Below are 21824 nucleotides of genomic sequence, written 5' to 3' on the forward strand. Positions count from 1 at the left end.
GGGCCATCCGTGCACATGCAAAGCCTGAGCCTAAGTCGATTCGGGGCGATTGGGGTCACGAAGGCGTGAGGGGTCTTTGTAAGGGAGCGCCGGCCGTGCGCTCCCTCGCCCCGCTCTTGCGGGGAGAGGGTCGGGTGAGGGGCTCTTCGAGATCCGCCTACCTGCGCTTGAGCTTGAAGAGAGCCCCGTGCCCCGCCCCTCACCCGCCGCGACCTCTCCCCGCGCAGAGCGGGGAGAGGTAAAATCACAGCCTCACAGCCAGGGCGCGGCCTTGTCCATGGCGATCAACTGCTCGACCTCGATCCGCGGGCGGACCACCGCATACTGATCGTCCTTCACCAGCACTTCCGGGACCAGCGCGCGGGTGTTGTAGGTTCCCGCCTGCACGGCGCCATAGGCACCGGCGGTCATGATCGCGAGCAAATCGCCGGACTTCAACTCCGGCAGCTTGCGGTCCAGTGCCAGATAATCACCGGTTTCACAGACCGGACCGACGACGTCGACGGCCGACAGCTTTGCACCGGGTGCGGGCGCCGCTACCGGCAGGATCTCGTGATAGGCCTCGTACAGAGTCGGCCGGATCAGATCGTTCATGGCAGCATCGATGATGACGAAGGTCTTGCCGTCGCCATGCTTCACATGGATCACGCGCGCGACAAGAATGCCGGCATTGCCGACGATCATGCGGCCGGGCTCGAACATCAGCGTGCAGCCGAGATTATGCGTCACGCGCTTGACCATGGCCGCGTAGGCCATCGGCTCCGGCGGCGCGGCGCGGTCCTCGTAATAGGGAATGCCGAGACCGCCGCCGAAATCGACATGCGAAATCGTGTGGCCGTCGTTGCGCAGCACGGTGACGAAATCGGCCAGGATGCGAAATGCCTGCTCCATCGGGGCGAGATCGGTGATCTGGCTGCCGATATGCATGTCGACGCCGGTGACCTCAATCCCCGGCAGCTTCGCAGCGCGGGCATAGACCTCGCGTGCCTTGCTGATGGGGATGCCGAACTTGTTTTCGGACTTGCCGGTGGAGATCTTGGCATGCGTGCCGGAATCCACGTCCGGATTCACGCGGATCGAAATCCGTGCCGTACGGCCGGTCTCGCTGGCGATCTCCGACAGCAATGCGAGTTCAGGCTCCGACTCGATATTGAGGCAGAGAATGTCCTCATCGAGCGCCAGCCGCAGCTCGTCCGCAGTCTTGCCGACGCCGGAAAACACGATCTTCTTCGGCGGGATGCCGGCGGCCAGCGCGCGCTTCAACTCACCACCGGAGACCACGTCAGCGCCCGCGCCGAGCTTGGCCAGCGTGCGCAGCACCGACTGGTTGGAATTCGCCTTCATGGCGTAACAGACGAGGGCCTTGGTATCGGCAAAGGCCTCGGTAAAGACGCGGTAGTGCCGCTCCAGCGTGGCGGTCGAATAGCAATAGAATGGCGTGCCGACGGCATCCGCCATTTCGGCAATATCAACGCCTTCGGCGTGCAGCACGCCGTTGCGATAGTCGAAATGGCGCATGGCGAGTTAGTCCAGGATCGGATCGAGCAGGAACGGCTTCTTGCGGCCACGGGTCGCTGCCGGCGGGCCCTCATCGACACCGTTCGAGGGCGCGAACACGTCCCTGCCCTTGCTGGCGGCCGACTGTGCATCGGGATCGGCCGCCGGAGCGCCGGTACCCATCGGCTGCGCGGACGCCTGTGGCGGCAGATCGAGGCCGCCTTTACGGCCGCAGCCAGCCAGCGCCAAAGCAGAAGCGGTCAGAACGAGAATGGCCCATCGCGCGGACGCAGGGCGGGTCGGACAAGTCACAGCGAAATCCCCAAATGCGGGCGCACCATACAAAGATTGCTGCGCTCTGGCGAGACCCCGAAATCCATTGAATTTCGCACGCCAGGCTCGCTCAGCCCAATTTCCGCTCTTTTTCCAGTCGCTTGAGCCAGGCCTTCGCCTGCGACGTCACATTCTTCGGCGCCGTGCCGCCATAGCTGACCCGGCTCTTCACCGACGATTCCACCGACAGCACCTTCATCACCTCTGCGGTGATCTTCGGTTCCACCGCCTGCATCTCCTTCAGGTCGAGCTCGTGCAACGCCACACCTTTCTTGGTGGCGGTGCCGACGATCCGGCCGGTGACGTGATGCGCCTCGCGGAAGGGCATTTTCAGCGTCCGCACCAGCCAGTCCGCCAGATCGGTGGCGGTGGCATAGCCCTCGCCGGCAGCAAGCTTCATGCGCTCCTCATTGGGCACGAGATCACGAACCATGCCGGCAATGGCGCGGATCGCCAGCGACAGCGCCGAATAGGCTTCCATCGCACCCGCTTTGTCTTCCTGCATGTCCTTCTGATAGGCCAGCGGCAGACCCTTCATGACAATCAACAATCCAGTGAGCGAACCGATCACGCGACCGGTCTTGGCGCGCACCAGTTCGGCGGCGTCCGGATTGCGCTTTTGCGGCATGATCGAGGAGCCGGTGGTGAACTTGTCGGAGAGTCTGACGAGACCGACCAGCGGCGAGGTCCAGATCACGATCTCCTCGGCGAAGCGCGACAGATGCACGGCCGCGATGGACGCAGCCGACAACGTCTCCAGCACAAAGTCGCGATCCGACACCGCATCGAGCGAATTGGCCATCGGGCGATCGAAGCCCAGCGCCTTGGCCGTGGCATGGCGATCGATCGGGAACGAGGTGCCGGCCAGCGCGGCCGCGCCGAGCGGACTTTCATTGAGGCGCTTGCGCGCATCGGCAAAACGGCCGCGATCGCGCGACACCATTTCCACATAGGCCAGCAGATGATGGCCGAAGGTCACCGGCTGCGCGGTCTGCAGATGGGTGAAGCCGGGCATCACCGTGTCGGCATGTTCCAGCGCGCGATCGACCAGTGCCCGCTGCAATGACGCGAAGGCCGCGTCGATCTCGTCGATCGTATCGCGCACGAACAGGCGGAAATCTGTCGCCACCTGATCATTGCGCGAACGCGCGGTGTGCAGGCGACCGGAGGCCGGGCCGATCAGCTCGCCGAGCCGGCTCTCCACATTCATGTGAATGTCTTCGAGCGCACGCTTGAATGTGAACGACCCCTTGGTGATCTCTGACAGGATCGTGTCTAGACCGCCTGCAATATTTTTCGCATCTTTGGCGGTAATAATCCCTTGCTTGGCAAGCATCGCAGCATGGGCCTTGGACGCGGTAATGTCCTGGGCATAAAGGTGGCGATCGACGTCGATGGAGACATTGATTTCCTCCATGATGGCGTCGGGGCTTTCATCGAACAGCCCGCCCCACATCTTGTTGCTCACATTGGAGCCCTTACCGTCATTGGAGCCCTTACCGTCATTGCTGGACTTGCCGTTGCCCTTGCGCGAAGCCATGAATTGTCACTCATCTTTAACCGCTGCCGACGGATCGTCCGTCGCCAAACGTTGCATAGCCCTAACTGAGACCGAATGACAAACCCTATGCCCGACCAGCCTGCCCCCCGTCCGGTCAAACGCCGCCTGATCGTGCTCGGCGCGGTGCTCGTAGGCGCCGTGATCGGCTTTGCCGCAGTATCCAATATGGATCGGCTGCGGCAGCAAGCTGCGCCGGGCGATCCGACCTGTGCACCGGCCATAGCGCTGTCGAAGAAGATCGAACCGCTGGCGCGCGGCGAAGTCGCCGGCCTGACCATGGCCAAAACGCCGCTGAAATTGCCGGACCTCGCTTTCAGGGATGCCGACGGCCAAGAGAAGAAGCTGTCCGACTGGCGCGGCCGGACGGTGCTGGTGAACCTGTGGGCCACCTGGTGCGTGCCCTGCCGCAAGGAAATGCCGGCGCTGAACAACCTCGAGACCAAGCTCGGCGGCCCGGATTTCCAGGTCGTTGCGATCAATATCGACACCCGCGACGCCGAGAAGCCGAAGGCCTTTCTGAAAGACGGCGGCCTCAACCGGCTGGATTATTTCACCGACACCTCGGCCAAGGTGTTCCAGGACCTCAAGGGCATCGGCCGTGCACTGGGTATGCCGACCTCGGTGCTGATCGACGGCAAGGGCTGCGAGATCGCGACCATCGCCGGCCCCGCCGAATGGGACAGCGAAGATGCCATCAAGCTGCTGAAAGCGGCGGTGAAGCCCGCCGCGGCGAGTTTCTGAGACCACGGCGCAAACGACTGCGACATACGGCCGCCTGCGCGGATCGCAAAATTCTCCAGAATGCTGTCGGACGAACGCAATTGCGTTCGTCTTAAAAACGACCGGGCTGTCCACACCCGGCGCTTGTGCATGACAGCAGGGAGAAACAACCGATGGCCTATATCGACGGATTCCTCGTTCCGGTGCCGAAGAAGAAGCTGAAAGCCTATGCCGCCATTGCACGCAAGGCCGGCAAGATCTGGCGCGAATACGGCGCACTCGACTATCAGGAATGTGTTGCCGATGACGTCAGCGTCGGCAAATGGACCTCGTTCCCGCGCAGCGTGAAGCTGAAACCCGACGAGACCGTCGTGTTTTCCTATATCATCTACAAGACACGCAAGGATCGCGACCGCATCAACGCCAAGGTCATGAAGGATCCGCGCCTCGCCAAGATGATGGATCCGAAGGCGATGCCGTTCGATATGAAGCGTATGATCTATGGTGGCTTCAAGACGCTGGTTTCGGTCTGACGCACGAAGGGAGGACGCCATGACGCCACACGGTCACTTCAACTGGAATGAATTCGTGACGCGCGATCCGGAGCGCGCGAAAGCCTTCTATCAGGAGACCGTCGGCTGGACCTATCAGGCCAAGAAGCTGGCGGGCGGTGGCATCTACTGGATCGCAATGATGGACAATGTGCCGGTCGGCGGCATCTTCCACGCGGAAGGTCCGGGCTACGAGAATGTCCCCGATGGCTGGATGCCGTATCTCGCGGTCGACGATGTCGATATCAGAGTGAAGAAAGCCGTCGCGGCCGGCGCGACGCTGATGCGGCCGGTATTCGACATTCCCGATGTCGGCCGGCTCGCAATCCTGCTGCAGCCCGGCGGTGCCGGGATCGGCTGGATCACGCCGTTCGCGTAAGAGCAGCGGGAGGCAGCAAGCTGCTGCCTCCCTTCGCGCTTCAGGCCGGCACTTCGCCGCCGCTGCGCGACAGCAACACGAGCAGCGCGCCCGCCAGTGTCGCCGCTGCGAGATAACCAACGGCACCGAACGGGCCGAAACCGTCGACCAGAATGCCGCCAACGACTGCGCCAACCGTGATCGCGACCTGAAACGCCGAGACGAGCAGGCCGCCCGCAGATTCGGCTTCGTCTGATGCGACCCGCACCATCCATGTCTGGAAGCCAACCGGCAGCACACCGAACGCAAAACCCCAGAGGCCAACCGCGATGCCCGCGACAAGGCCCGAAGCGCCAAAGACAAACAGCACCAGCGCGAGCACGGCGATCGCCGCAGATCCCGTGACGATCGCAAGTTTCGCACTACGGGCGACAAGCACCCCGCCCGCGAAATTGCCGAAGAAGCCGCCAACGCCATAAGCAAGCAGGACGAGCGAAATCGCCGTGACCGGAAGCTTCGGCACTTGTTCGAGGAAATGGCGGACGTAAGTGAAACCGGCGAAATGGCCCGAGATGCTGACGGCGATGGCGATCATCACAAGCCGGACACTGGGCCGACGCATCAGGACAAACAGCGTGCGCACATCCGGTGATGTGAGCGGCGGCAAGCGCGGCAGCGTGAGTATCTGAAAGACGAGCACGACGGCGCCGACAACGGCCGCCAGCAAGAACACGTTCCGCCAGCCCCAGAGATCGCCAAGATACGCACCGATCGGCGCTGCGCTGACCGTGGCGATCGAAACGCCGCTGAAAATCAGCGAGATCGCGCGCGGCAGCGCCTCCGCCGGAACAAGCCGCATCGCGGTGGCGGTTGCCATCGCCCAAAACCCGCTGAGACTGATGCCGAGCAGCACGCGGGCAAGCAACAGGATCGGCAGGTTGCTTGCGGTAGCTGACAGCAGATTGGACACGATCAGCAGCACTGTGAGCGACCACAGGACGACGCGGCGATCCATGGCGCGTGTCACGATGGCCGTCGCAAGTCCGGCGATGATCCCGACAAGGGAGGTCGCCGTCACCACCTGCCCGGCAGCGCCCACTGAGACGCCGAGATCGGTGGCAATCGGCGTGAGCAGGCTGGCCGGCAGGAATTCAGCGGTGACCTGGCTGAACGCGCCAAGCATCAAGGAGACAACAGCCGCCCAGGCCGCGTCCGTCCGCTCATTGGCTATTGGAGAAACATCGGCATCAAGTGCAGCAGTGGCGGAATCAGTCATGGCAGTCTCCAGGAGGGACCCCGGAGATGGAGGTGACCTCCTGGAGTTTCCATGCTAGAAAACCCACGATGCTTGATCATTCGTCCAGACCTGTCGCCACTCACCCCCTGACTGAAATGCTCAGGGGCTTGAAGATTGAGGGCGTCGATTACGTCCGCTGCCGCATGACCGAGCCATGGGGGCTGGTGTTCCCGGCACGGCCGAAGGCGCAATTCCACTTCGTCGCCGAACGCGGCTGCTGGCTGCGAACTCTGGATAACGCGTGGGTCCGCCTTGAACCAGGTGATGCGGTCTTGCTGCCGCGCGGCGCGGAACACGCACTGGCGAGTTCACCCGACGCCTTCCCGGCACCGGTCGAGAATTGCCAGTTCGAGCCGGTGTGCTGCGGCATCCTCGACACCTGCAGCGGCGGCAACAGCAATGGCGAAGAAACCGTGCTGTTCGGTGCCGGCATGACCTTCAACCTCGACAGCCAGCATCCCTTGCTTCTGATGATGCCTGAGCTGATGCAGATGCACGAACTTGCTACTGACGAGCCCGCCATCCCGCATCTGCTCGAGGCCATGACATCCGAACTGGCGCTGGATCGCGTCGGTGCCGGCGGCATGCTGACGCGGCTGGCCGATGTTGTCGCTGCTGCACTGATCCGCAACTGGGTGGAGAAGGGCTGCGGCTCTGCCGGTTGGGTCGCAGCGGCGCGCGACCCCGGTATCGGCCGGGTTCTCGCCGCGATCCATCGCGATCCGACCAAGGATTGGACCGTCGAGGCGCTGGCGAACGTCATGCATGCGTCACGCTCGGCATTTGCATTGCGCTTCGCCAATGTCGTCGGCCAGACACCGGCCCGTTACGTCGCGCAATTGCGGATGCAGGAAGCAAAGCAGTGGCTCGTTCGCGACCGCTTGAAGATCGCGGTCGTCGCACGTCGGCTTGGCTATGAATCGGAAGCAGCGTTCAGCCGTGCCTTCAAGCGCATCATCGGCGCGCCGCCGAGCCATTTTCGCGCGACACTGACTGCTGCGTCCAGTGGCGAACAGCCAGGTTCGACAGCGCCTTAGGCGGCGATATCGACGTTGCCGCCGACGCCTGCACCGAGATTGGCCTGCGATGCCTGCTGTGCACCGCCGAGCAGCGTCAACACGGTGTTCTTTTCCATGTCGGCATTCGATTTCATAATCGAGGTCGCGATCTGCGACTGCGTTCCTGCCGCCTTCATGGCAAGCGCGCTGGCAACCAAGGCCATGTCCATAGAAATACTCCGTAACGTCGTACCGCCGGTATAGCGATGCGGGGTTAACGAATATTGACCTTGTGCATCATCAGTCTGCATTGGCCCGAAATGCCGCACCCAGCGTACGCAACGCGCCGCGCGCCCGTGCATCGGTGAGGCTGGAATGCAGCATCGTCTCGGCATCCTGCAATTTCGGCAGACCGAGGCGCGGGCCGAGATCGATGCTGCCGGCAGGAGCAACACGGCGGACTAGCGCACCAACGGCGAGACCGGCGGAAATCGCCGCGCCGATGGTCGCAACACCGCCGCCAACGAAGGCTTCGGTCCACGGAATACCAGCCCCATCGAGCGCCGCAATCGCCGCCGAACGGACCGTACATGGCGCGGACTGCGCCGCGAGTCGCAGCGGCTCACCGGGCGCGTGCCGAAAATCCAGCGTGCCCATCCAGCCAAATGGTTCTTCCATCAAGACCTCGCCGTCACCACGTCGCCTGTCGATCCGCAACACGATCGCCGCGTCGAGATCGCCAGCGTCATAGGCCGACAGCAGGACCCGCGATGACTCGATCCGCAATTCGATCACCAGGGACGGATCGGTCGCGCTCATGCGTTTCAATACATCGGCAAGATCGGCGCCGACGAGATGATGGCTGATCCCCACCACGAGACGCCGCCGCTCCGCAGCGAATGAGCCAATGGCCGACTGATGCGCCGCGACGAGATTTCGCGCGGAGGCTAGAAACGCCGCCCCCTCCGCCGACAGGCGCACCAGCCGCGGCGTTCTCTCCAGCAGGCGCTTGCCCAGCCCGCTTTCCAGCCGCTTGATCTTCAGGCTGATCGCCGACTGCGTGCTTCCCATCGCCTCGGCGGCGCGGGTGAAGCTGGTGAGATCGGCCACCAGCACGAAGGCCTGCACGGCCTCGATATCGAGCGCTTTCATCAGTCAATCATTTCAATATGACATCATTGAAATATTATTTCATACGATTTTCCAATGATCAATATGGGATTAGGTTTGCTGCATCGGATTTGAACGACAGGAGACCACCATGCCGCTGGTTCGCATTTCACTGAAGAAGGGCAAGCCCTCCGCCTATCGGGAGGCGATCGCCGAAGGCGTCTATCAGGCGCTGCGCGAGACCTTCAACGTCCCGGAGGGCGACCGATTCGTCACCATCTCGGAGCACGAGGATGGCACTTTCATCTATGATCCGAGTTATCTCGGCATTCGCCGGACCGATGACCTCGTCATCATCCAGCTGACGGTCAGCAACACCCGTCCGCGTGAGCAGAAGCAGGCTCTCTACAAACGGATTGTCGAGAAGCTGACTGACAGACCGGGCCTGCGGCCCGAAGACGTCTTCATCAACCTCGTCGAGGTGCTGCCGGAGAACTGGTCATTCGGCAACGGCGTGGCGCAGTACGTGACATGATCAAACCGCGTGAAACATTGATGGCGCATCTGTGCGGAGTCGGCATGGGAATGGCGATGATCGTCGGGATGGTGCCGGCGACGGTGAGCTTGATGCGGATGTTGGTTTAACTTGGCCGCGAGGCCAATCACACACACCGTCGTCATCCGCGGGCAGCGCGAAGCAAGCTTCGCTGGATGACCCGCGGATCCATCCTTCTTCCTTGCATACGTAAAGGTGGATTGCCGGGTCAAGCCCGGCAATGACAGCGTTCTATCTTAAAAAAGACGAGCGCTTCGTCTTAGCGCGTCGGAATCGGCTTCTCGCCGCGGTAGTCGTAAAAACCGCGCTGGGTCTTGCGACCGAGCCAGCCGGCTTCGACATATTTCACCAGCAGCGGGCACGGCCGATACTTGGAGTCGGCAAGGCCTTCATGCAGCACCTGCATGATCGACAGGCACGTATCGAGGCCGATGAAGTCGGCGAGTTCGAGCGGGCCCATCGGGTGATGCGCACCGAGCTTCATCGCCGCATCGATGGCTTCGACATTGCCGACGCCTTCATACAGCGTGTAGATCGCCTCGTTGATCATCGGCAAAAGAATACGATTGACGATGAAGGCCGGGAAATCTTCCGAGACGGCGATCTGCTTGCCGAGCCTCGTGACGAAGTCCTTGGAGGCGTCGAAGGTCGCGTCATCGGTGGCAATGCCGCGGATCAGTTCGACCAGCTCCATCAACGGCACCGGATTCATGAAGTGAATGCCGATGAACTTCTCGGGACGGTCGGTCGATGCGGCGAGGCGCGTGATCGAGATCGACGATGTGTTGGAGGCGATGATCGCCTCCGGCTTCAGCACGGCGCAGAGATCGTGGAAGATCTTGCGCTTGATCTCTTCCTTCTCGACGGCGGATTCGATCACGAGATCGCAATCGGCGAGACCGTCCATCGTGTCCGACGAGGTGATGCGATCCAGCGCGGCCTTGCGTGCATCCTCGGTGATGACCTTCTTCGACACCTGACGCGACAGGTTGCCGTTGATCGTCGCCATGGCAGACTTCAGGCGGTCGGCGGAGACATCGTTCAGTACAACATCGAGGCCACCCAATGCAGCCACATGCGCAATGCCATTGCCCATCTGGCCCGAGCCGATCACGCCGACTTTCTTGATCATAACCGCCATCTTGCTTGTCATCTCTGGGAACACGCCGCCCGCGCATGCCGCGTTCGGAAAGCTATCTTTACATAAAATATCGGCCGGAGTCAGTCACTCCGGCCGATGTCGTTAATTGAGGCGCAAAGCCATAATTCAGCAAGGCCTTATTTGCCAAATCCTTGCCTGCCGGGCCTCTACTTGCCGAGTGCTTCTGTCAGCTCCGGCACGGCTTGGTAGAGGTCGGCGACCAGGCCGTAATCGGCGACCTGGAAGATCGGCGCGTCTTCGTCCTTGTTGATCGCGACGATCACCTTGGAGTCCTTCATACCGGCGAGATGCTGGATCGCGCCGGAAATGCCGATGGCGATATACAGCTCCGGAGCCACGACCTTGCCAGTCTGGCCGACCTGCCAGTCGTTCGGCGCATAGCCGGCATCCACCGCGGCGCGCGAGGCGCCGACACCGGCGCCGAGTTTGTCGGCGAGCGGTTCGATGTATTTGGCGAAGTTCTCGCGGCTCTGCATGGCACGGCCACCGGAGACGATGATCTTCGCCGAGGTCAGTTCCGGACGATCGCTCTTGGCCATGTCCTCGCCGACGAAGGTCGACAGACCGGGATTCTCGGCCGTCTTGACGTCTTCCACCGCCGCGCTGCCGCCTTCACCAGCTGCACCGAAGGTCGAGGTACGCACCGTAATGACCTTCTTGGCATCTTTGGACTTTACGGTCTGGATCGCGTTACCGGCATAGATCGGACGCTCATAGGTGTCGGGCGCAATTACCTTGGTGATTTCCGACACCTGCATCACGTCGAGCAAGGCGGCGACGCGCGGCATCACGTTCTTCGAGCGCGTGGTCGCAGCGGCGATCAGCACGTCATAGGCGGGCGCCAGCGACACGATCAGCGCGGCCAGCGGCTCGGCGAGGTCGTGGGCATAGGAGTCATCGTCGGCGAGCAGCACCTTGGTGACGCCCTGCAGCTTGGCGGCAGCTTCCGCGGCCGGCTTCGCATTCTGGCCCGCAACGAGGATATGCACCTCGCCGCCGATCTGGGTGGCAGCGGTGAGCGCCTTGTTGGTGGAATCCTTCAGGGTGGCGTTGTCGTGATCGGCAAGCAGCAATGTCGGCATTAGAGCACCCCGGCTTCAGTCTTGAGTTTCGATACCAGTTCGGCGACGTCCTTGACCTTGACGCCGGCCTTGCGGCCGCCCGGTTCGCTGGTCTTGATGATCTCAAGACGCGGAGAGATATCGACGCCGTAACCATCGGCGGTCTTCTCGTCGATCGGCTTCTTCTTCGCCTTCATGATGTTCGGCAGCGATGCGTAGCGCGGCTCGTTCAGACGAAGATCGGTGGTGACAATTGCCGGTCCCTTGAGCTTGACGGTCTGCAGACCGCCGTCGACTTCACGGGTCACCGTAACGTCGTCGCCCTCGAGAACCAACTTGTTGGCGAAGGTCGCCTGCGGCCAGCCGAGCAGCGCGGCTAGCATCTGGCCAGTCTGGTTGGCGTCGTCGTCGATCGCCTGTTTGCCGAGGATCACGAGACCCGGCTTTTCCTCATCGGCGACGGCCTTGAGAATCTTCGCCACAGCGAGCGGCTCGACGGTGCCTTCAACCTTGACGAGGATGCCACGGTCGGCACCCATCGCGAGGCCGGTGCGGAGGGTTTCGGACGCCTGTGCGGGACCGATCGAGACCACGACCACCTCGGTTGCCTTGCCGGCCTCTTTCAGGCGCAGGGCTTCCTCGACGGCGATTTCGTCGAACGGATTCATCGACATCTTGACGTTGGACAGTTCGACGCCCGATCCGTCGCTCTTGACGCGAACCTTGACGTTGTAATCGACCACCCGTTTAACCGCGACCAGAACCTTCATCGATCCTCTTTCGTGTGAGTTTTATTGTTCCAGAGCTTGCTCGGAAGCTTGGGCGCGGAACCTAAAGCCCCTGCCACACGGGGTCAACGCGCGAAACCCGAAAATCGAGTATCTCTAGGCCAGCCGATTTAGCCGAAATTACCGGTTCTGGCCGGGCACCCAGAGCACATCGCCGGCACCATTGTCGTTCTGCGAGCGGCTGGCGACGAACAGGAAGTCCGACAGCCGGTTCATATACTGGATACCAGCATCCGAGACCGGCTCATCGGGCTGGGCGGCGAGTTCCACCATGATCCGTTCCGCACGGCGGCAGATCGTGCGGGCAACATGAAGGTGAGCGGCGGCAGGAGTTCCGCCAGGCAAAACAAACGAGGTCAGATCGGCCAGCGGCGCGTTGAGCATGTCAATATCGTTCTCCAACCGCTCGACCTGACTCGCCAGCAGGCGCAGCCGCTCGGCCTTGCCCTCGCGCTGCGGAACCGCGAGATCGGCCCCGAGATCGAACAGATCGTTCTGGATCAGCCCGAGCATCGCATCCAAGGACCGCGCATGGGCGAGATGCAGCCGCACCACGCCGATCGCGGCATTGGTCTCATCCACGGTTCCATAGGCGCTGACGCGGAGATCGTATTTCGGCCGACGCTCGCCGGTGCCAAGAGCTGTCGTGCCGTCATCGCCAGTGCGGGTGTAGATGCGGTTGAGAACGACCATCGAATTGATCCAGCGCCAGTTAAGGAATTTGCGTCAGCGGCCCATCGCCCAGACGGTGGCCATGGTGAGGATAATGGCGACGAATTGTAGCACCACGCGCCACCGCATCAGCTTCTGCGAGCGATCCGGCGAGCCGCCGCGCATCATGTTGAACAGGCCGAGCAGCAGGACCAGTGCAACGGCGCCGACCGCGATGGGGAGGATAATGTTGCTGAGCGTTGATGTCATATCGGCTACATAACACTGCGTCACAGGCTGCGCTATCGTCGGTCGTCAAAATGGCACAGCGGTCACGCACGCGCCGCAATGCAACGATCTGGCTTTTTCGCGTTAGATATCAGAAGCTAACATGAGGGCCGGTGATTTGCCGGGCCGATCCCGAACCAGGTGGCACGTGGGGCAGATACGCACCGTCTACGATGTCGTGATGGACGCCTTCTATACGTTTCTTGCCGATGACGGCTGGGCGATCGCCAGCCATATCGCCCTCTCCACCCTGATGGCGCTGTTTCCGTTCCTGATCGTGCTGGCCTCACTGGCCGGCTTTTTCGGTTCCAAGGATCTCGCCGATCAGGCCGTCGGCCTGCTGCTGGAGGTCTGGCCCGATCAGGTGGCCGGCGCGCTGTCCTCGCAGATCCACGACGTGCTGACCACCACCCGCGGCGATGCGCTGACCATCGGTCTCGTGCTCGCGGTGTATTTCGCCTCCAACGGCGTCGAGAGCCTGCGCGTCGCGCTAAACCGCGCATACTCGGTGATCGAGCTGCGGCGCTGGTATTGGCTGCGGCTGGAGTCGATCGGCTACACGCTGGTCGCTGCCGTCACCGCGCTCGCCATGGCGTTCCTGATCGTGCTCGGCCCGCTGATGCTGGAAATCGTGAGGCGCTATGTCCCGCTGATGGTCGAGAACAACGAGCGGCTGCTGACGGTGGCGCGTTACGGCATCACCATCGTCGCCATGGTGATCGCATTATTCATCCTGCATGTGTGGCTGCCGGCAGGTCGCCGCACCTTCAGTCAGATCCTGCCGGGCATCATCTTCACGATGCTGGCGTCGCTGGCTTCCGGTATCGGCTTCGGTCTTTATCTGGCGCGCTTCGCCAACAACTACGTGACCATGTATGCCGGCCTGGCATCGGTGATCATCGCGCTGGTGTTTCTGTACTTTATTGCGGCGATCTTCGTGTTCGGCGGCGAACTCAATGCCGCCATCATCAAGTCGCGGCTGCCCCACGGCGTCTCGCTTCAAGCAGCGCAGTCGCTAGCGCCCGCGGAGACACCGGTTTGATCAGGAACGCGTCGGCGCCCGCCTGACGCGACGCGGCTTCGTCCTCGCCGCGTCCAGACACCCCGATGATCGCAACGCCGCCATGCGGCGCCTTCAACGCGCGGATCTGCCGAATTGCCTCGATGCCGTCGATGCCCGGCAGCACCATGTCCATGAGCACCGCATCGAACGTTCCCTGCGCGACGCGCTCCGCCGCCGCCTCGCCGCGGCCGATGAATTCGGCCTGATGGCCGAGTTCGGTGAGAATGGCATTGAGTACGACACGACCGAACGGATTGTCCTCGACGCTCAAGACCCGCAGCGCCTGTCCCGGCGCAAAAGAAGCATCACCGGCGCTCGACATGATGGTGATCGGACCGCTGGTCTTGTCGAGGCCGACCGTCAGCGTGAACACTGTCCCACCACCGCGGCGCTGCGCCACCGTGATATCGCCGCCCATGGCGCGCGCGAGTTGCTTCACCGACGACAGGCCGAGGCCGGCACCGCCGAAGCGCGAGGCGATCGACACATTGGCCTGCGAGAACGGTTTGAACAGCCGCTTGATCTCGGCGAGCGTGAGCCCGATGCCGCTATCGGAGACGGTGAAGGATACGCCCACCTTGCCCGCCATGCGCACAGGCGAGACCTTCAGCGTCACATTGCCCTGCTCGGTAAATTTCACCGCATTGTCGATCAGGTTTTCCAGCGCCGCGCGCAGCCGCACGGGATCGCCGACCACGAACACCGGCAGATTGTCGGAGATCACGACCCGCGACAGCAACCCCTTGGCAGCCGCGCGGCCCGCGAGCGAGTCGCCGATGTTGCGGGCAAGCGCACGCAGATCGAAGAAATCCTGCCGCAGTTCGAACCTGGATTTGCTGCTGCGCGCCGCATCGACGAACAATGTCGCGAGACCCGCCAGATGTTCGGCGCCAGCCTTGATCGTCTCGACCCAACGCCGCTCACGCTCGTCGAGATCGGAGGTGGCCAGCAGATCGCTGACCGCAAGAATGCCGGTCAGCGGCGTGCGCACCTCATGGGCAAACACCGCCAGCGCGGTTTCCACCATCGTATCGGCACGCGGGGACCTGCGCTTGGCGCGCGGCTTCGATGCAGGCTTCTTTGCCGCACGCTTCTTGGCCACGCGTTTTTTCAGCGTTTGCTTGGTGCGCGTCCGCGTCTTGCGCGGAGAGCGCGATGTCAGCGCCATATGTTGCCCACCCGTCCCGGCGGCACCATGCCACGGCGGGGCGCGCGGAGTCACGCCGCGGGCCTGGTCCAGCTTGCGAATTTCTTGCGGCGCGCTTGCGGCTAACTTGCGGCGGCCGGGTCAGACAACCCGACCATGCGGCGGATATCCGCTGGTGTAGTGCCCCCGGCCCGCAACTCACGCAGGCTGGTCGAACCGGTCGATTTGGACAGTTTGGCGCCGGTGCCATCGCGCACGAGCAAATGATGCCGATAGACCGGTTGCGGCAGGCCGAGCAGTTGCTGCAACAGCCGGTGCACGCTGGTCGACCAAAACAGATCCTGGCCGCGCACCACATGGGTCACCCCCTGCAGCGCATCGTCGATGACCACCGAGAGATGATAACTGGTCGGTGTTTCCTTGCGGGCAAGGATCACATCGCCCCAAGCACCTGGCTGCGCGGCGACGGTACCCGTCTCGCCGCCCGGACCCGTGCCCTGTTCGGTCCATGTGAGCGGACCGCTGGCCGCAATGGCTCTGGCCATATCGAGCCGCAACGCCATCGGGGCATCTGCCTGTTTAAGTTCGGCGACAGCCTGCGGCGACAACGATCTGGCAATGCCTGGATAGAGAGGCGCACCATCGGGGTCGCGCGGCCATGAGCCTTTCGCTTCTTCGGCCGCGATCGTGCGCGCGATCTCAGCGCGGCTCTCGAAGCTCGGATAGAGCAGTCCCAAGGCTGCAAGCCGTTCGGTCGCTGCGCGGTAGTCGGTGAAATGCTGCGACTGTCGCCGTACCGGCATCTCCCAGGCGATGCCGAGCCAGGCGAGATCCTCGTAGATCGCCGCCTCGAATTCCGGCCGGCACCGCGTGGCATCGATATCCTCGATCCGCAGCAACAACCGGCCACCGACCTCACGCGCCAGATCGAAATTCAGCAGCGCCGAATAGGCATGGCCGAGATGCAGATAGCCGTTGGGGCTGGGCGCGAAGCGAAAAACAGGGGCCATCACAGGTTTGCCTAGATCAGGTCGCGCGCGAAAGCACGCGTCAGCCAGTCCATGAACACACGCACCCGCGGCGAGAGCTGGCGGTTGCGCGGATAGAGCAATGACACTGGCGACGGTGTCGGCGGATATTGCGGCAGCACCTCGACCAGCGTGCCATCGGCGAGTTCGCCCTTGATCCGATAGTGCGGCACCTGCACCAGACCGAAGCCGAGTTTCGCCATCGCCGCGTAGTTATCGGCGCTGTTCACCGTGATCGCCACCGGCAATGTGACATGGCGCAACGCGCCGCTGTCCTGAAATTCCAGCGGCAGCACCGCGCCTGTTGCCGAAGAGTGATAGCCGACCATGCGATGGCCTTCGAGCGCATCAATGGACAAAGGCATGCCCATGCGCGCGAGATAGGACGGCGCGGCGCAGGTGACTTCGTCCATCATCGTCAACCGGCGCGCCACCATATCGCTGTCGCGGAGCTCGCCGACACGCACCACGCAGTCGATGCCCTCGCGGATCAGATCGACGAGCCGGTCGCCCTCGCTGAGATAGAGCTGGATGTCAGGATATTCGGCGAGAAAGTCCGGCAGATGGGGCAGCACGAAATTGCGCGCCAGCGTGCCGTTCATATCCACCCGCAACGGCCCTTTCGGCTTGGCCCCGCAGAACGCGCTCTCGGCGTCTTCGAGATCGGCGATCAACGTCAGGCAACGCCGGTGATAGGCCTCGCCGTCCAGCGTCGGCCGCACCAGCCGCGTGGTGCGCTCGAGTAGCCGCACGCCGAGCCGCGCCTCGATCTGCTTCACGGCGTCAGTGACGGTCGACCGCGGCAGGCCGAGATCTTCCGCTGCCGCCGTAAAACTGCGCCGCTCCACCACCCGGGTAAACACCCGCATCGTCTCGAAACGGTCCATCGGTTTGTTCGCTAAATCCGGATTGTGATGCCAGATAGTGCATCATTATCCGGCAAATGAAACTGTCTAGATTTCTCCCATCAGGACGGCTCGGTCAGTCGGCCGCCCCATCGAGGAGAAGCGAAATGACCAACCAATCCAACAAGGTAGCCATCGTGACGGGCGCATCCCGCGGCATCGGCGCAGCCATCGCCGAGCGGCTGGGTCGTGACGGCTTTACAGTCATCGTCAATTATTCCGGCAATGCCGCGCTGGCCGAGGCCGTCGCACAAAAGATCGAAGCTGCGGGTGGCCGCGCGCTTACCGCCAAGGCCGATGTCAGCGATCCCGCCGCTGTGCGCGGCATGTTCGATGCAGCGGAGACCGCCTTTGGCGGCGTCGACGTACTGATCAACAATGCCGGCATCATGAAGCTCGCGAAATTCGCCGACGCCGACGATGCGTCGTTCGACCAACAAATCGCGGTCAATCTGAAGGGCACGTTCAACACCATGCGCGAGGCCGCCAAGCGGCTGCGCGACGGGGGCAGGGTCGTGAACTTCTCCACGGGTGTCGTTGGCACCAAGCTTGAGAGCTACGGCATCTATGCCGCCACCAAGGCTGCGGTCGAAACCATGACGGGCATCATGGCCAAGGAGATGCGTGGCCGCTCGATTACCGTGAACGCCATCGCACCCGGCCCGACCGCAACCGACCTGTTCCTCAATGGCAAGTCACCGGAACTGATCGAGCGTTTCGCCAAGGCGACGCCAATGGAGCGTCTCGGCACCCCCGAAGACATCGCCAATGCCGTTGCCTTCCTGGTCGGCCCCGAAGGCGGCTGGATCAACGCCCAGGTGCTGCGCGCCAATGGCGGACTTGTGTGAGATCGGAGCGACTGCCGCGCGTCATTTCTTCTTCCAGGCGCGGTAGTCGCTCTCCACCAGTTCCGACATGGTCTTGGCCGCGTTGCCGAGCCATCCCGGAGGGCGCTTCCGGAGATCGGCGCGCAAAGCCTTTGCGCCGATCTTGCCCGCGACATGAATGGCAGCGAGATCCTGCCCCATCGCGTTCAATAGCTGCGTGGTCAGCTTGGCCAGCTCGGCGCCCGGGCTCTTGCCGAGTTCGATCTTCCGGGAGTCCGGCGCAAGCCGGCGGATCACAAACTTGCCATCAATGGTCAAAAACGGATCCGGCGCGCGATAGCGTCCAAAGGCCAGAGCGTGAAGATGCGAGACTCCGGATTTTGACCCATGCGCCCACAGCCAGGCCGAAGGGACCAGCGCCTTTGCCTCCCTCAGGCAGAAACCGCCTTCCGCAGTGGCGACGGCCACGTATCGTGGCCGGCCGAGGCCGCCGGTGCCCGCGACGCGGCTGCCAAATCTCTCGATCGTTGCGCCCTTCAGCGACTTTTTCAGTGCCTGGACGACCTTTGCAGGCGGCCTGGCGGTCGGATACTCCTTCACCTCGTTCCAGAACTTCGCCGGCTTCTTGCGTGCACGAACGGCATAGGGCCGCATCCAGAATTCGCGTTGATCCAATAATGCCGGATGGGGATCGGCCAGACCCTTGCGGTAGCCGGCGAGAATGGCACGCGAGATCGCCGCTCTCCCAAGCCTCATGCCCGGCGCGAGCAGCGCGCTGGTCGCAAGACGAACGAGATCGAACAGATACGGCATCTTCGCCGCCTCATCGAAATCGTTGATGCCCCATACGAGACGCCCTTCGGCATCGCGCCAGGTCCCGTAATTCTCGAGATGCACGTCTCCAACGCAGAGGACATGCGGCGCGTCACATAAAGTCGGGCAGAGGTCTTCGACCTTCCTTGCCCACCGAAAATACGTGCCACGCAAAAAGACGAAGGAATCCTCGCGCATCAGTCTGTGCTTGAGCCTGAGGTCCTTTTCCACGACGTCGCACTGGTCACGCAGCCAGTCCTCATACGCGCTGTTATCTTCGCGAAAAGACATCCGGGCCTCGCGGTCGTTCAAAAAACAATCAAAAGATGTATTTAATTCAGGGTGCACCATAAAACGGTGCAGCGAAACCGGCTACGGCAAATTTCGCGGCGTCGAACGCAAAACGCCGGGTATCCGATACACCCGGCGTTTTGAATTCTCGGTCGAAGGCGCGCCTTAGGACTCGGCGCGGCCGCTCTGGATCACCACCACGCGACTGCCGATCTTCACGCGATTGTAGAGATCGACGATGTCCTGATTCATCAGCCGAATGCAGCCGCTTGAGACGGCATGGCCGATGGTCTCGGGCTCGGTGGTGCCATGAATGCGGAACATGGTGTCGCGGTCGCCCTGATAGAGATACATCGCGCGCGGCCCGAGCGGATTGTCGATGCCGCCCTCCATGCCACCCGCCATCTTGCGGTAGCGCGCCGGTTCGCGGTTCATCATGTTTTCCGTCGGGCTCCAGTGCGGCCACTCGGCCTTGCGCTTGATCACAGCAGCACCGGCGAAAGCGAGGCCGGCCTTGCCGACGCCGATGCCATACCGCATCGCCTTGCCATCGCCTTCCACGAGATAGAGATGCCGTGCGGCTGTATCGACCACGATGGTGCCGATGGGCTCCTTGGTGCGGTAGGTGACGCGCTGACGCAGCATCGCCGAATCGATTGCGGAGACGTCGATGGCCGGCAGCGTGTGCCCGCCGTCATTCAACTCGGCATAGCTGGCGGACGGACCGCCAAAGCCGGTGGACGACATCATCCCACCGCTGCTTGCACATCCTGCCAGCACAGCGGGCAACATCAAAAGCGCCAGAAGGCGCAGCCCGCGTGATCCACCGAAACCTGTCATTCCCAACCCTTGCTGCAACGCGTCCAATCCGGACGACCCGCACCTCATACAGGGCTGAGCGATCAAATCAGGCTCAACAGCGTGTCATTTCGCTCATGGAACAGCTCTGTGCTGCACTTTGCGTCCCGCTGTGGTGATCGCGCCACAGCCGAGCAGGGTCACGAATAACCTTAGGTTGATCGATCGCCCTTGAGGGTCGGCGAGCGGGCAGCGCGAGCCTGCCCATGGAACCGCCGCAGCTATGCCCGCCGATGCGTGCCGAAGCGCTCCACATGGGTCTCGCCTGCCTTGTTGAGATCGACGACATTGAGGACCGCGCCATGACGACACGATTCAGCACGATGTCGTCCCACAACTATCAATACGCGGACGACCGCTACAAACCCCACGCGCATGACGAGATCGATATCATGTTCGTTGGGAGGACGACGCGCGCGATGAAGTCCACGCGCATTGTAATGCGAAGCACTTGCAGCTGGATTTCACGGCTTGCATCGTTGTGATCGGCATATTAGAGCACACAGCCGCGTGAGACTTCGCGTTACCCCAACGAGATTTTCAGATGACAAGCGTTCGCAGTCTTGCGCAAGGCAGCATTGCCGTTGGCCTTGTGGTCCTCGGCTTGAAATATGCCGCCTATCATCTGACCGGCAGCGTCGCGCTGCTGTCCGATGCGATTGAAAGCATTGTCAATGTGGTGACAGCGATCGTGGCACTGCTCGCGATCACGCTGAGCGCGAAGCCGGCTGACGACGAACATCCCTATGGTCACCATAAGGCCGAGTATTTCTCCGCGGTGCTCGAAGGCGTGCTGATCGTGCTCGCCGCGATCCTGATCCTGCGCGAGGCCTATGCCGGCTATCTCGAACCGCGCAAGCTCGACGCCCCCTGGCTCGGACTGGCCATGAACGGCGCTGCCACCCTCATCAATGCGGGCTGGGCCTGGCTGTTGATCCGACAGGGCCGCGAACGGCGTTCGCCGGCGCTGACGGCCGACGGCCGCCATCTTCTCACCGACGTCATCTCGTCGATCGGCGTGCTCGGCGGCGTCGGCGTCGCCGCACTGTCGGGGATCGCGATCCTCGACCCGATTCTGGCGGCGCTTGTCGCGCTCAACATCCTGTGGGCGGGCTGGGGCCTGATGAAGGAGTCGCTGAGCGGGCTGATGGACGAAGCGATCGCGCCGGCGACATTGGTCAGCATCAAGCAGATCATCTCGTCCCATGCCGACGGCGCGATCGAGGCGCATGACCTGCGCACCCGCCGCGCCGGCAGCATGACCTTTATCGATTTCCATCTGGTGGTGGCAGGATCGACCACCGTGAGCGCCGCGCATGACATTTGCGACAAGCTCGAGACCGCGATCCGACAGGAGATCGGCGAAGCGCTGATCACTATCCATGTCGAACCCGACGACAAGGCCAAGCATTCCGGCATCGTGGTTCTCTAGATCAAATCCAGATGATCCTTCAGGATGACCAGCATCAACGAATTTGGTCATCGAACGGCTTTCACAGGTTCCGCCTCCGTGCTAATCGGAGGGGGAGGATCGATCCTGTGAGACATTTTTCGCGCAAACGCTGGTTTGGAGGCGTGGCATCTTTGGCCGCGGCCTATGCGCTTGTGCTCAACGTCATCCTGTCCAGCATGTTGCTGGCGGCGATCTCACCCGCGGACGCTGCGGCCGGTTATCAGATCTGCCACAACAATCCGGATAGCGCCGCCACACAGGATGATGTCGGCAAGACCACCGGCAAGCCGGCAGCGCATTGCCCGCTTTGCACCGGCAGCCACGCGCCGGGCGCACCACCTGCGCAGACCGCTTTCGTTACGTCGCGCATCGCCATCGCGATCGCTCCCGTTGCCGCCCCCGACGATCGCATCGTCGCGACCGTCGCAACCTCTGACCACCGGGCCCGCGCGCCACCGCGCCTGAGCTGACGTTCCACGCCGTCAGACGCCGCGCATCAGCGCGCGCG

Annotated in this window: 26 protein-coding genes; 10 read left to right on the forward strand and 16 right to left on the reverse strand. The window is 62.5% G+C overall.

What is annotated here, in order from left to right; translation table 11 throughout:
• Nucleotides 1-252 precede the first annotated feature (252 nt).
• The 3 genes from lysA to argH form a co-directional block, all read right to left on the reverse strand.
• On the reverse strand, nt 253-1518 hold the full coding sequence (gene lysA / locus A4A58_RS01625; RefSeq protein WP_068729188.1) for a diaminopimelate decarboxylase: 1266 nt from the start codon (nt 1516-1518) through the stop codon (nt 253-255).
• Between the two features lie 6 nt (nt 1519-1524).
• Nucleotides 1525-1809 (reverse strand): LPS translocon maturation chaperone LptM, encoded by a 285-nt coding sequence (gene lptM / locus A4A58_RS01630; RefSeq protein ID WP_068730373.1) that lies wholly within the window; start codon nt 1807-1809, stop codon nt 1525-1527.
• A gap of 91 nt (nt 1810-1900) precedes the next feature.
• A complete protein-coding gene (gene argH / locus A4A58_RS01635; RefSeq protein WP_068730374.1) occupies nt 1901-3298 on the reverse strand; it encodes an argininosuccinate lyase in 1398 nt (465 codons plus the stop codon).
• Between the two features lie 159 nt (nt 3299-3457).
• Here argH and tlpA point away from each other — a divergent pair, with 159 nt between their 5' ends.
• The 3 genes from tlpA (at nt 3458) to A4A58_RS01650 (ending at nt 5041) form a co-directional block, all read left to right on the forward strand.
• Entirely contained in the window at nt 3458-4132 is a 675-nt protein-coding gene (tlpA, locus tag A4A58_RS01640; protein ID WP_244499623.1) for a thiol:disulfide interchange protein TlpA, read from the forward strand.
• 152 nt (nt 4133-4284) lie between these two features.
• Nucleotides 4285-4644, forward strand: a complete 360-nt coding sequence (locus A4A58_RS01645; RefSeq protein ID WP_068729192.1) for a DUF1428 domain-containing protein — start codon at nt 4285-4287, stop codon at nt 4642-4644.
• Between the two features lie 19 nt (nt 4645-4663).
• On the forward strand, nt 4664-5041 hold the full coding sequence (locus A4A58_RS01650) for a VOC family protein (protein ID WP_068729194.1): 378 nt from the start codon (nt 4664-4666) through the stop codon (nt 5039-5041).
• A 40-nt stretch (nt 5042-5081) separates the two neighbouring features.
• On the opposite strand, the gene A4A58_RS01655 is transcribed toward A4A58_RS01650, so the two are convergent.
• Nucleotides 5082-6296: an MFS transporter gene (locus A4A58_RS01655; protein WP_068729196.1), complete on the reverse strand. Its 1215-nt coding sequence runs from the start codon at nt 6294-6296 to the stop codon at nt 5082-5084.
• Between the two features lie 68 nt (nt 6297-6364).
• Here A4A58_RS01655 and A4A58_RS01660 point away from each other — a divergent pair, with 68 nt between their 5' ends.
• A complete protein-coding gene (locus A4A58_RS01660; RefSeq protein WP_068729198.1) occupies nt 6365-7354 on the forward strand; it encodes an AraC family transcriptional regulator in 990 nt (329 codons plus the stop codon).
• Here the strand turns inward: A4A58_RS01660 and A4A58_RS01665 are convergent.
• Both A4A58_RS01665 and A4A58_RS01670 read right to left on the reverse strand, forming a co-directional pair.
• The gene (locus A4A58_RS01665) at nt 7351-7545 is read right to left on the reverse strand and encodes a putative motility protein (protein WP_068729200.1); all 195 of its coding nucleotides are present in this window, start codon (nt 7543-7545) and stop codon (nt 7351-7353) included. The two genes, A4A58_RS01660 and A4A58_RS01665, sit on opposite strands and share 4 nt — an antisense overlap.
• 70 nt (nt 7546-7615) lie before the next feature.
• Nucleotides 7616-8467 carry a LysR family transcriptional regulator gene (locus A4A58_RS01670; RefSeq protein WP_068729202.1) on the reverse strand — a complete coding sequence of 284 codons (852 nt, stop codon included), beginning with the start codon at nt 8465-8467 and terminating at the stop codon, nt 7616-7618.
• 109 nt (nt 8468-8576) lie between these two features.
• Here A4A58_RS01670 and A4A58_RS01675 point away from each other — a divergent pair, with 109 nt between their 5' ends.
• Nucleotides 8577-8960, forward strand: a complete 384-nt coding sequence (locus tag A4A58_RS01675; RefSeq protein WP_068729204.1) for a tautomerase family protein — start codon at nt 8577-8579, stop codon at nt 8958-8960.
• 280 nt (nt 8961-9240) lie between these two features.
• Here the strand turns inward: A4A58_RS01675 and A4A58_RS01680 are convergent, their stop codons facing one another.
• The 5 genes from A4A58_RS01680 to A4A58_RS01700 all read right to left on the reverse strand — a co-directional run bounded on the left by A4A58_RS01680 (nt 9241) and on the right by A4A58_RS01700 (nt 12913).
• On the reverse strand, nt 9241-10122 hold the full coding sequence (locus tag A4A58_RS01680) for a 3-hydroxybutyryl-CoA dehydrogenase (protein ID WP_068730375.1): 882 nt from the start codon (nt 10120-10122) through the stop codon (nt 9241-9243).
• Nucleotides 10123-10289: 167 nt separating this feature from the next.
• On the reverse strand, nt 10290-11225 hold the full coding sequence (locus tag A4A58_RS01685; protein ID WP_068729206.1) for an electron transfer flavoprotein subunit alpha/FixB family protein: 936 nt from the start codon (nt 11223-11225) through the stop codon (nt 10290-10292).
• Complete coding sequence (locus A4A58_RS01690; RefSeq protein WP_068729208.1) at nt 11225-11974, reverse strand: electron transfer flavoprotein subunit beta/FixA family protein; 750 nt, start codon at nt 11972-11974, stop codon at nt 11225-11227. Before A4A58_RS01690 ends, A4A58_RS01685 begins: the two co-directional genes overlap by 1 nt.
• Nucleotides 11975-12112: 138 nt before the next feature.
• Nucleotides 12113-12685: a cob(I)yrinic acid a,c-diamide adenosyltransferase gene (locus A4A58_RS01695; protein ID WP_068729209.1), complete on the reverse strand. Its 573-nt coding sequence runs from the start codon at nt 12683-12685 to the stop codon at nt 12113-12115.
• 33 nt (nt 12686-12718) lie between these two features.
• Nucleotides 12719-12913: a twin transmembrane helix small protein gene (locus A4A58_RS01700; protein ID WP_068730376.1), complete on the reverse strand. Its 195-nt coding sequence runs from the start codon at nt 12911-12913 to the stop codon at nt 12719-12721.
• A 199-nt stretch (nt 12914-13112) separates the two neighbouring features.
• Between A4A58_RS01700 and A4A58_RS01705 the strand changes: the two genes are divergently transcribed.
• Nucleotides 13113-13973, forward strand: coding sequence for a YihY/virulence factor BrkB family protein (locus tag A4A58_RS01705; RefSeq protein ID WP_433993608.1), 861 nt, complete (start codon nt 13113-13115; stop codon nt 13971-13973).
• Here A4A58_RS01705 and A4A58_RS01710 read toward each other — a convergent pair.
• From A4A58_RS01710 to A4A58_RS01720, 3 genes are all read right to left on the reverse strand, one after another.
• Nucleotides 13900-15162, reverse strand: coding sequence for an ATP-binding protein (locus tag A4A58_RS01710; RefSeq protein WP_068729213.1), 1263 nt, complete (start codon nt 15160-15162; stop codon nt 13900-13902). The two genes, A4A58_RS01705 and A4A58_RS01710, sit on opposite strands and share 74 nt — an antisense overlap.
• Before the next feature lie 101 nt (nt 15163-15263).
• Nucleotides 15264-16151: a tRNA glutamyl-Q(34) synthetase GluQRS gene (gluQRS, locus tag A4A58_RS01715; protein ID WP_068729215.1), complete on the reverse strand. Its 888-nt coding sequence runs from the start codon at nt 16149-16151 to the stop codon at nt 15264-15266.
• A gap of 11 nt (nt 16152-16162) precedes the next feature.
• Entirely contained in the window at nt 16163-17056 is an 894-nt protein-coding gene (locus tag A4A58_RS01720; RefSeq protein WP_068729216.1) for a LysR family transcriptional regulator, read from the reverse strand.
• 125 nt (nt 17057-17181) lie between these two features.
• On the opposite strand from A4A58_RS01720, the gene A4A58_RS01725 reads away from it, so the two are divergent.
• Nucleotides 17182-17922 carry an SDR family oxidoreductase gene (locus A4A58_RS01725; protein ID WP_068729218.1) on the forward strand — a complete coding sequence of 247 codons (741 nt, stop codon included), beginning with the start codon at nt 17182-17184 and terminating at the stop codon, nt 17920-17922.
• A 21-nt stretch (nt 17923-17943) separates the two neighbouring features.
• On the opposite strand, the gene A4A58_RS01730 is transcribed toward A4A58_RS01725, so the two are convergent.
• Both A4A58_RS01730 and A4A58_RS01735 read right to left on the reverse strand, forming a co-directional pair.
• The gene (locus A4A58_RS01730; protein ID WP_068729220.1) at nt 17944-19005 is read right to left on the reverse strand and encodes a DUF2252 family protein; all 1062 of its coding nucleotides are present in this window, start codon (nt 19003-19005) and stop codon (nt 17944-17946) included.
• Nucleotides 19006-19170: 165 nt separating this feature from the next.
• Entirely contained in the window at nt 19171-19755 is a 585-nt protein-coding gene (locus A4A58_RS01735) for a L,D-transpeptidase (RefSeq protein ID WP_244499624.1), read from the reverse strand.
• Nucleotides 19756-20069: 314 nt separating this feature from the next.
• On the opposite strand from A4A58_RS01735, the gene A4A58_RS01740 reads away from it, so the two are divergent.
• From A4A58_RS01740 to A4A58_RS01750, 3 genes are all read left to right on the forward strand, one after another.
• Complete coding sequence (locus tag A4A58_RS01740) at nt 20070-20348, forward strand: hypothetical protein (RefSeq protein ID WP_139069768.1); 279 nt, start codon at nt 20070-20072, stop codon at nt 20346-20348.
• Between the two features lie 59 nt (nt 20349-20407).
• A complete protein-coding gene (locus A4A58_RS01745; protein WP_068729224.1) occupies nt 20408-21295 on the forward strand; it encodes a cation diffusion facilitator family transporter in 888 nt (295 codons plus the stop codon).
• Nucleotides 21296-21402: 107 nt separating this feature from the next.
• Nucleotides 21403-21786: a DUF2946 family protein gene (locus tag A4A58_RS01750; RefSeq protein WP_158005634.1), complete on the forward strand. Its 384-nt coding sequence runs from the start codon at nt 21403-21405 to the stop codon at nt 21784-21786.
• Nucleotides 21787-21824 lie beyond the last annotated feature (38 nt).

The sequence above is a fragment of the Tardiphaga robiniae genome (assembly GCF_001618955.1).
Taxonomy (GTDB): domain Bacteria; phylum Pseudomonadota; class Alphaproteobacteria; order Rhizobiales; family Xanthobacteraceae; genus Tardiphaga; species Tardiphaga robiniae_A.

Bases quoted from the DNA above. Each gene is read 5' to 3' on its own strand.
- A4A58_RS01720 (WP_068729216.1), bottom strand. From the start codon at position 17,056: ATGGACCGTTTCGAGACGATGCGGGTGTTTACCCGGGTGGTGGAGCGG.
- A4A58_RS01660 (WP_068729198.1), top strand. From the start codon at position 6,365: ATGCTTGATCATTCGTCCAGACCTGTCGCCACTCACCCCCTGACTGAA.
- A4A58_RS01645 (WP_068729192.1), top strand. From the start codon at position 4,285: ATGGCCTATATCGACGGATTCCTCGTTCCGGTGCCGAAGAAGAAGCTG.
- A4A58_RS01700 (WP_068730376.1), bottom strand. From the start codon at position 12,913: ATGACATCAACGCTCAGCAACATTATCCTCCCCATCGCGGTCGGCGCC.
- A4A58_RS01665 (WP_068729200.1), bottom strand. From the start codon at position 7,545: ATGGACATGGCCTTGGTTGCCAGCGCGCTTGCCATGAAGGCGGCAGGA.
- A4A58_RS01730 (WP_068729220.1), bottom strand. From the start codon at position 19,005: ATGTCTTTTCGCGAAGATAACAGCGCGTATGAGGACTGGCTGCGTGAC.
- A4A58_RS01655 (WP_068729196.1), bottom strand. From the start codon at position 6,296: ATGACTGATTCCGCCACTGCTGCACTTGATGCCGATGTTTCTCCAATA.
- A4A58_RS01690 (WP_068729208.1), bottom strand. From the start codon at position 11,974: ATGAAGGTTCTGGTCGCGGTTAAACGGGTGGTCGATTACAACGTCAAG.
- A4A58_RS01680 (WP_068730375.1), bottom strand. From the start codon at position 10,122: ATGGCGGTTATGATCAAGAAAGTCGGCGTGATCGGCTCGGGCCAGATG.
- lysA (WP_068729188.1), bottom strand. From the start codon at position 1,518: ATGCGCCATTTCGACTATCGCAACGGCGTGCTGCACGCCGAAGGCGTT.
- A4A58_RS01650 (WP_068729194.1), top strand. From the start codon at position 4,664: ATGACGCCACACGGTCACTTCAACTGGAATGAATTCGTGACGCGCGAT.
- A4A58_RS01675 (WP_068729204.1), top strand. From the start codon at position 8,577: ATGCCGCTGGTTCGCATTTCACTGAAGAAGGGCAAGCCCTCCGCCTAT.
- gluQRS (WP_068729215.1), bottom strand. From the start codon at position 16,151: ATGGCCCCTGTTTTTCGCTTCGCGCCCAGCCCCAACGGCTATCTGCAT.
- A4A58_RS01695 (WP_068729209.1), bottom strand. From the start codon at position 12,685: ATGGTCGTTCTCAACCGCATCTACACCCGCACTGGCGATGACGGCACG.
- A4A58_RS01745 (WP_068729224.1), top strand. From the start codon at position 20,408: ATGACAAGCGTTCGCAGTCTTGCGCAAGGCAGCATTGCCGTTGGCCTT.
- A4A58_RS01735 (WP_244499624.1), bottom strand. From the start codon at position 19,755: ATGATGTCGTCCACCGGCTTTGGCGGTCCGTCCGCCAGCTATGCCGAG.
- A4A58_RS01685 (WP_068729206.1), bottom strand. From the start codon at position 11,225: ATGCCGACATTGCTGCTTGCCGATCACGACAACGCCACCCTGAAGGAT.
- A4A58_RS01725 (WP_068729218.1), top strand. From the start codon at position 17,182: ATGACCAACCAATCCAACAAGGTAGCCATCGTGACGGGCGCATCCCGC.
- A4A58_RS01705 (WP_433993608.1), top strand. From the start codon at position 13,113: ATGGACGCCTTCTATACGTTTCTTGCCGATGACGGCTGGGCGATCGCC.
- A4A58_RS01740 (WP_139069768.1), top strand. From the start codon at position 20,070: ATGGAACCGCCGCAGCTATGCCCGCCGATGCGTGCCGAAGCGCTCCAC.
- tlpA (WP_244499623.1), top strand. From the start codon at position 3,458: ATGCCCGACCAGCCTGCCCCCCGTCCGGTCAAACGCCGCCTGATCGTG.
- A4A58_RS01710 (WP_068729213.1), bottom strand. From the start codon at position 15,162: ATGGCGCTGACATCGCGCTCTCCGCGCAAGACGCGGACGCGCACCAAG.
- A4A58_RS01670 (WP_068729202.1), bottom strand. From the start codon at position 8,467: ATGAAAGCGCTCGATATCGAGGCCGTGCAGGCCTTCGTGCTGGTGGCC.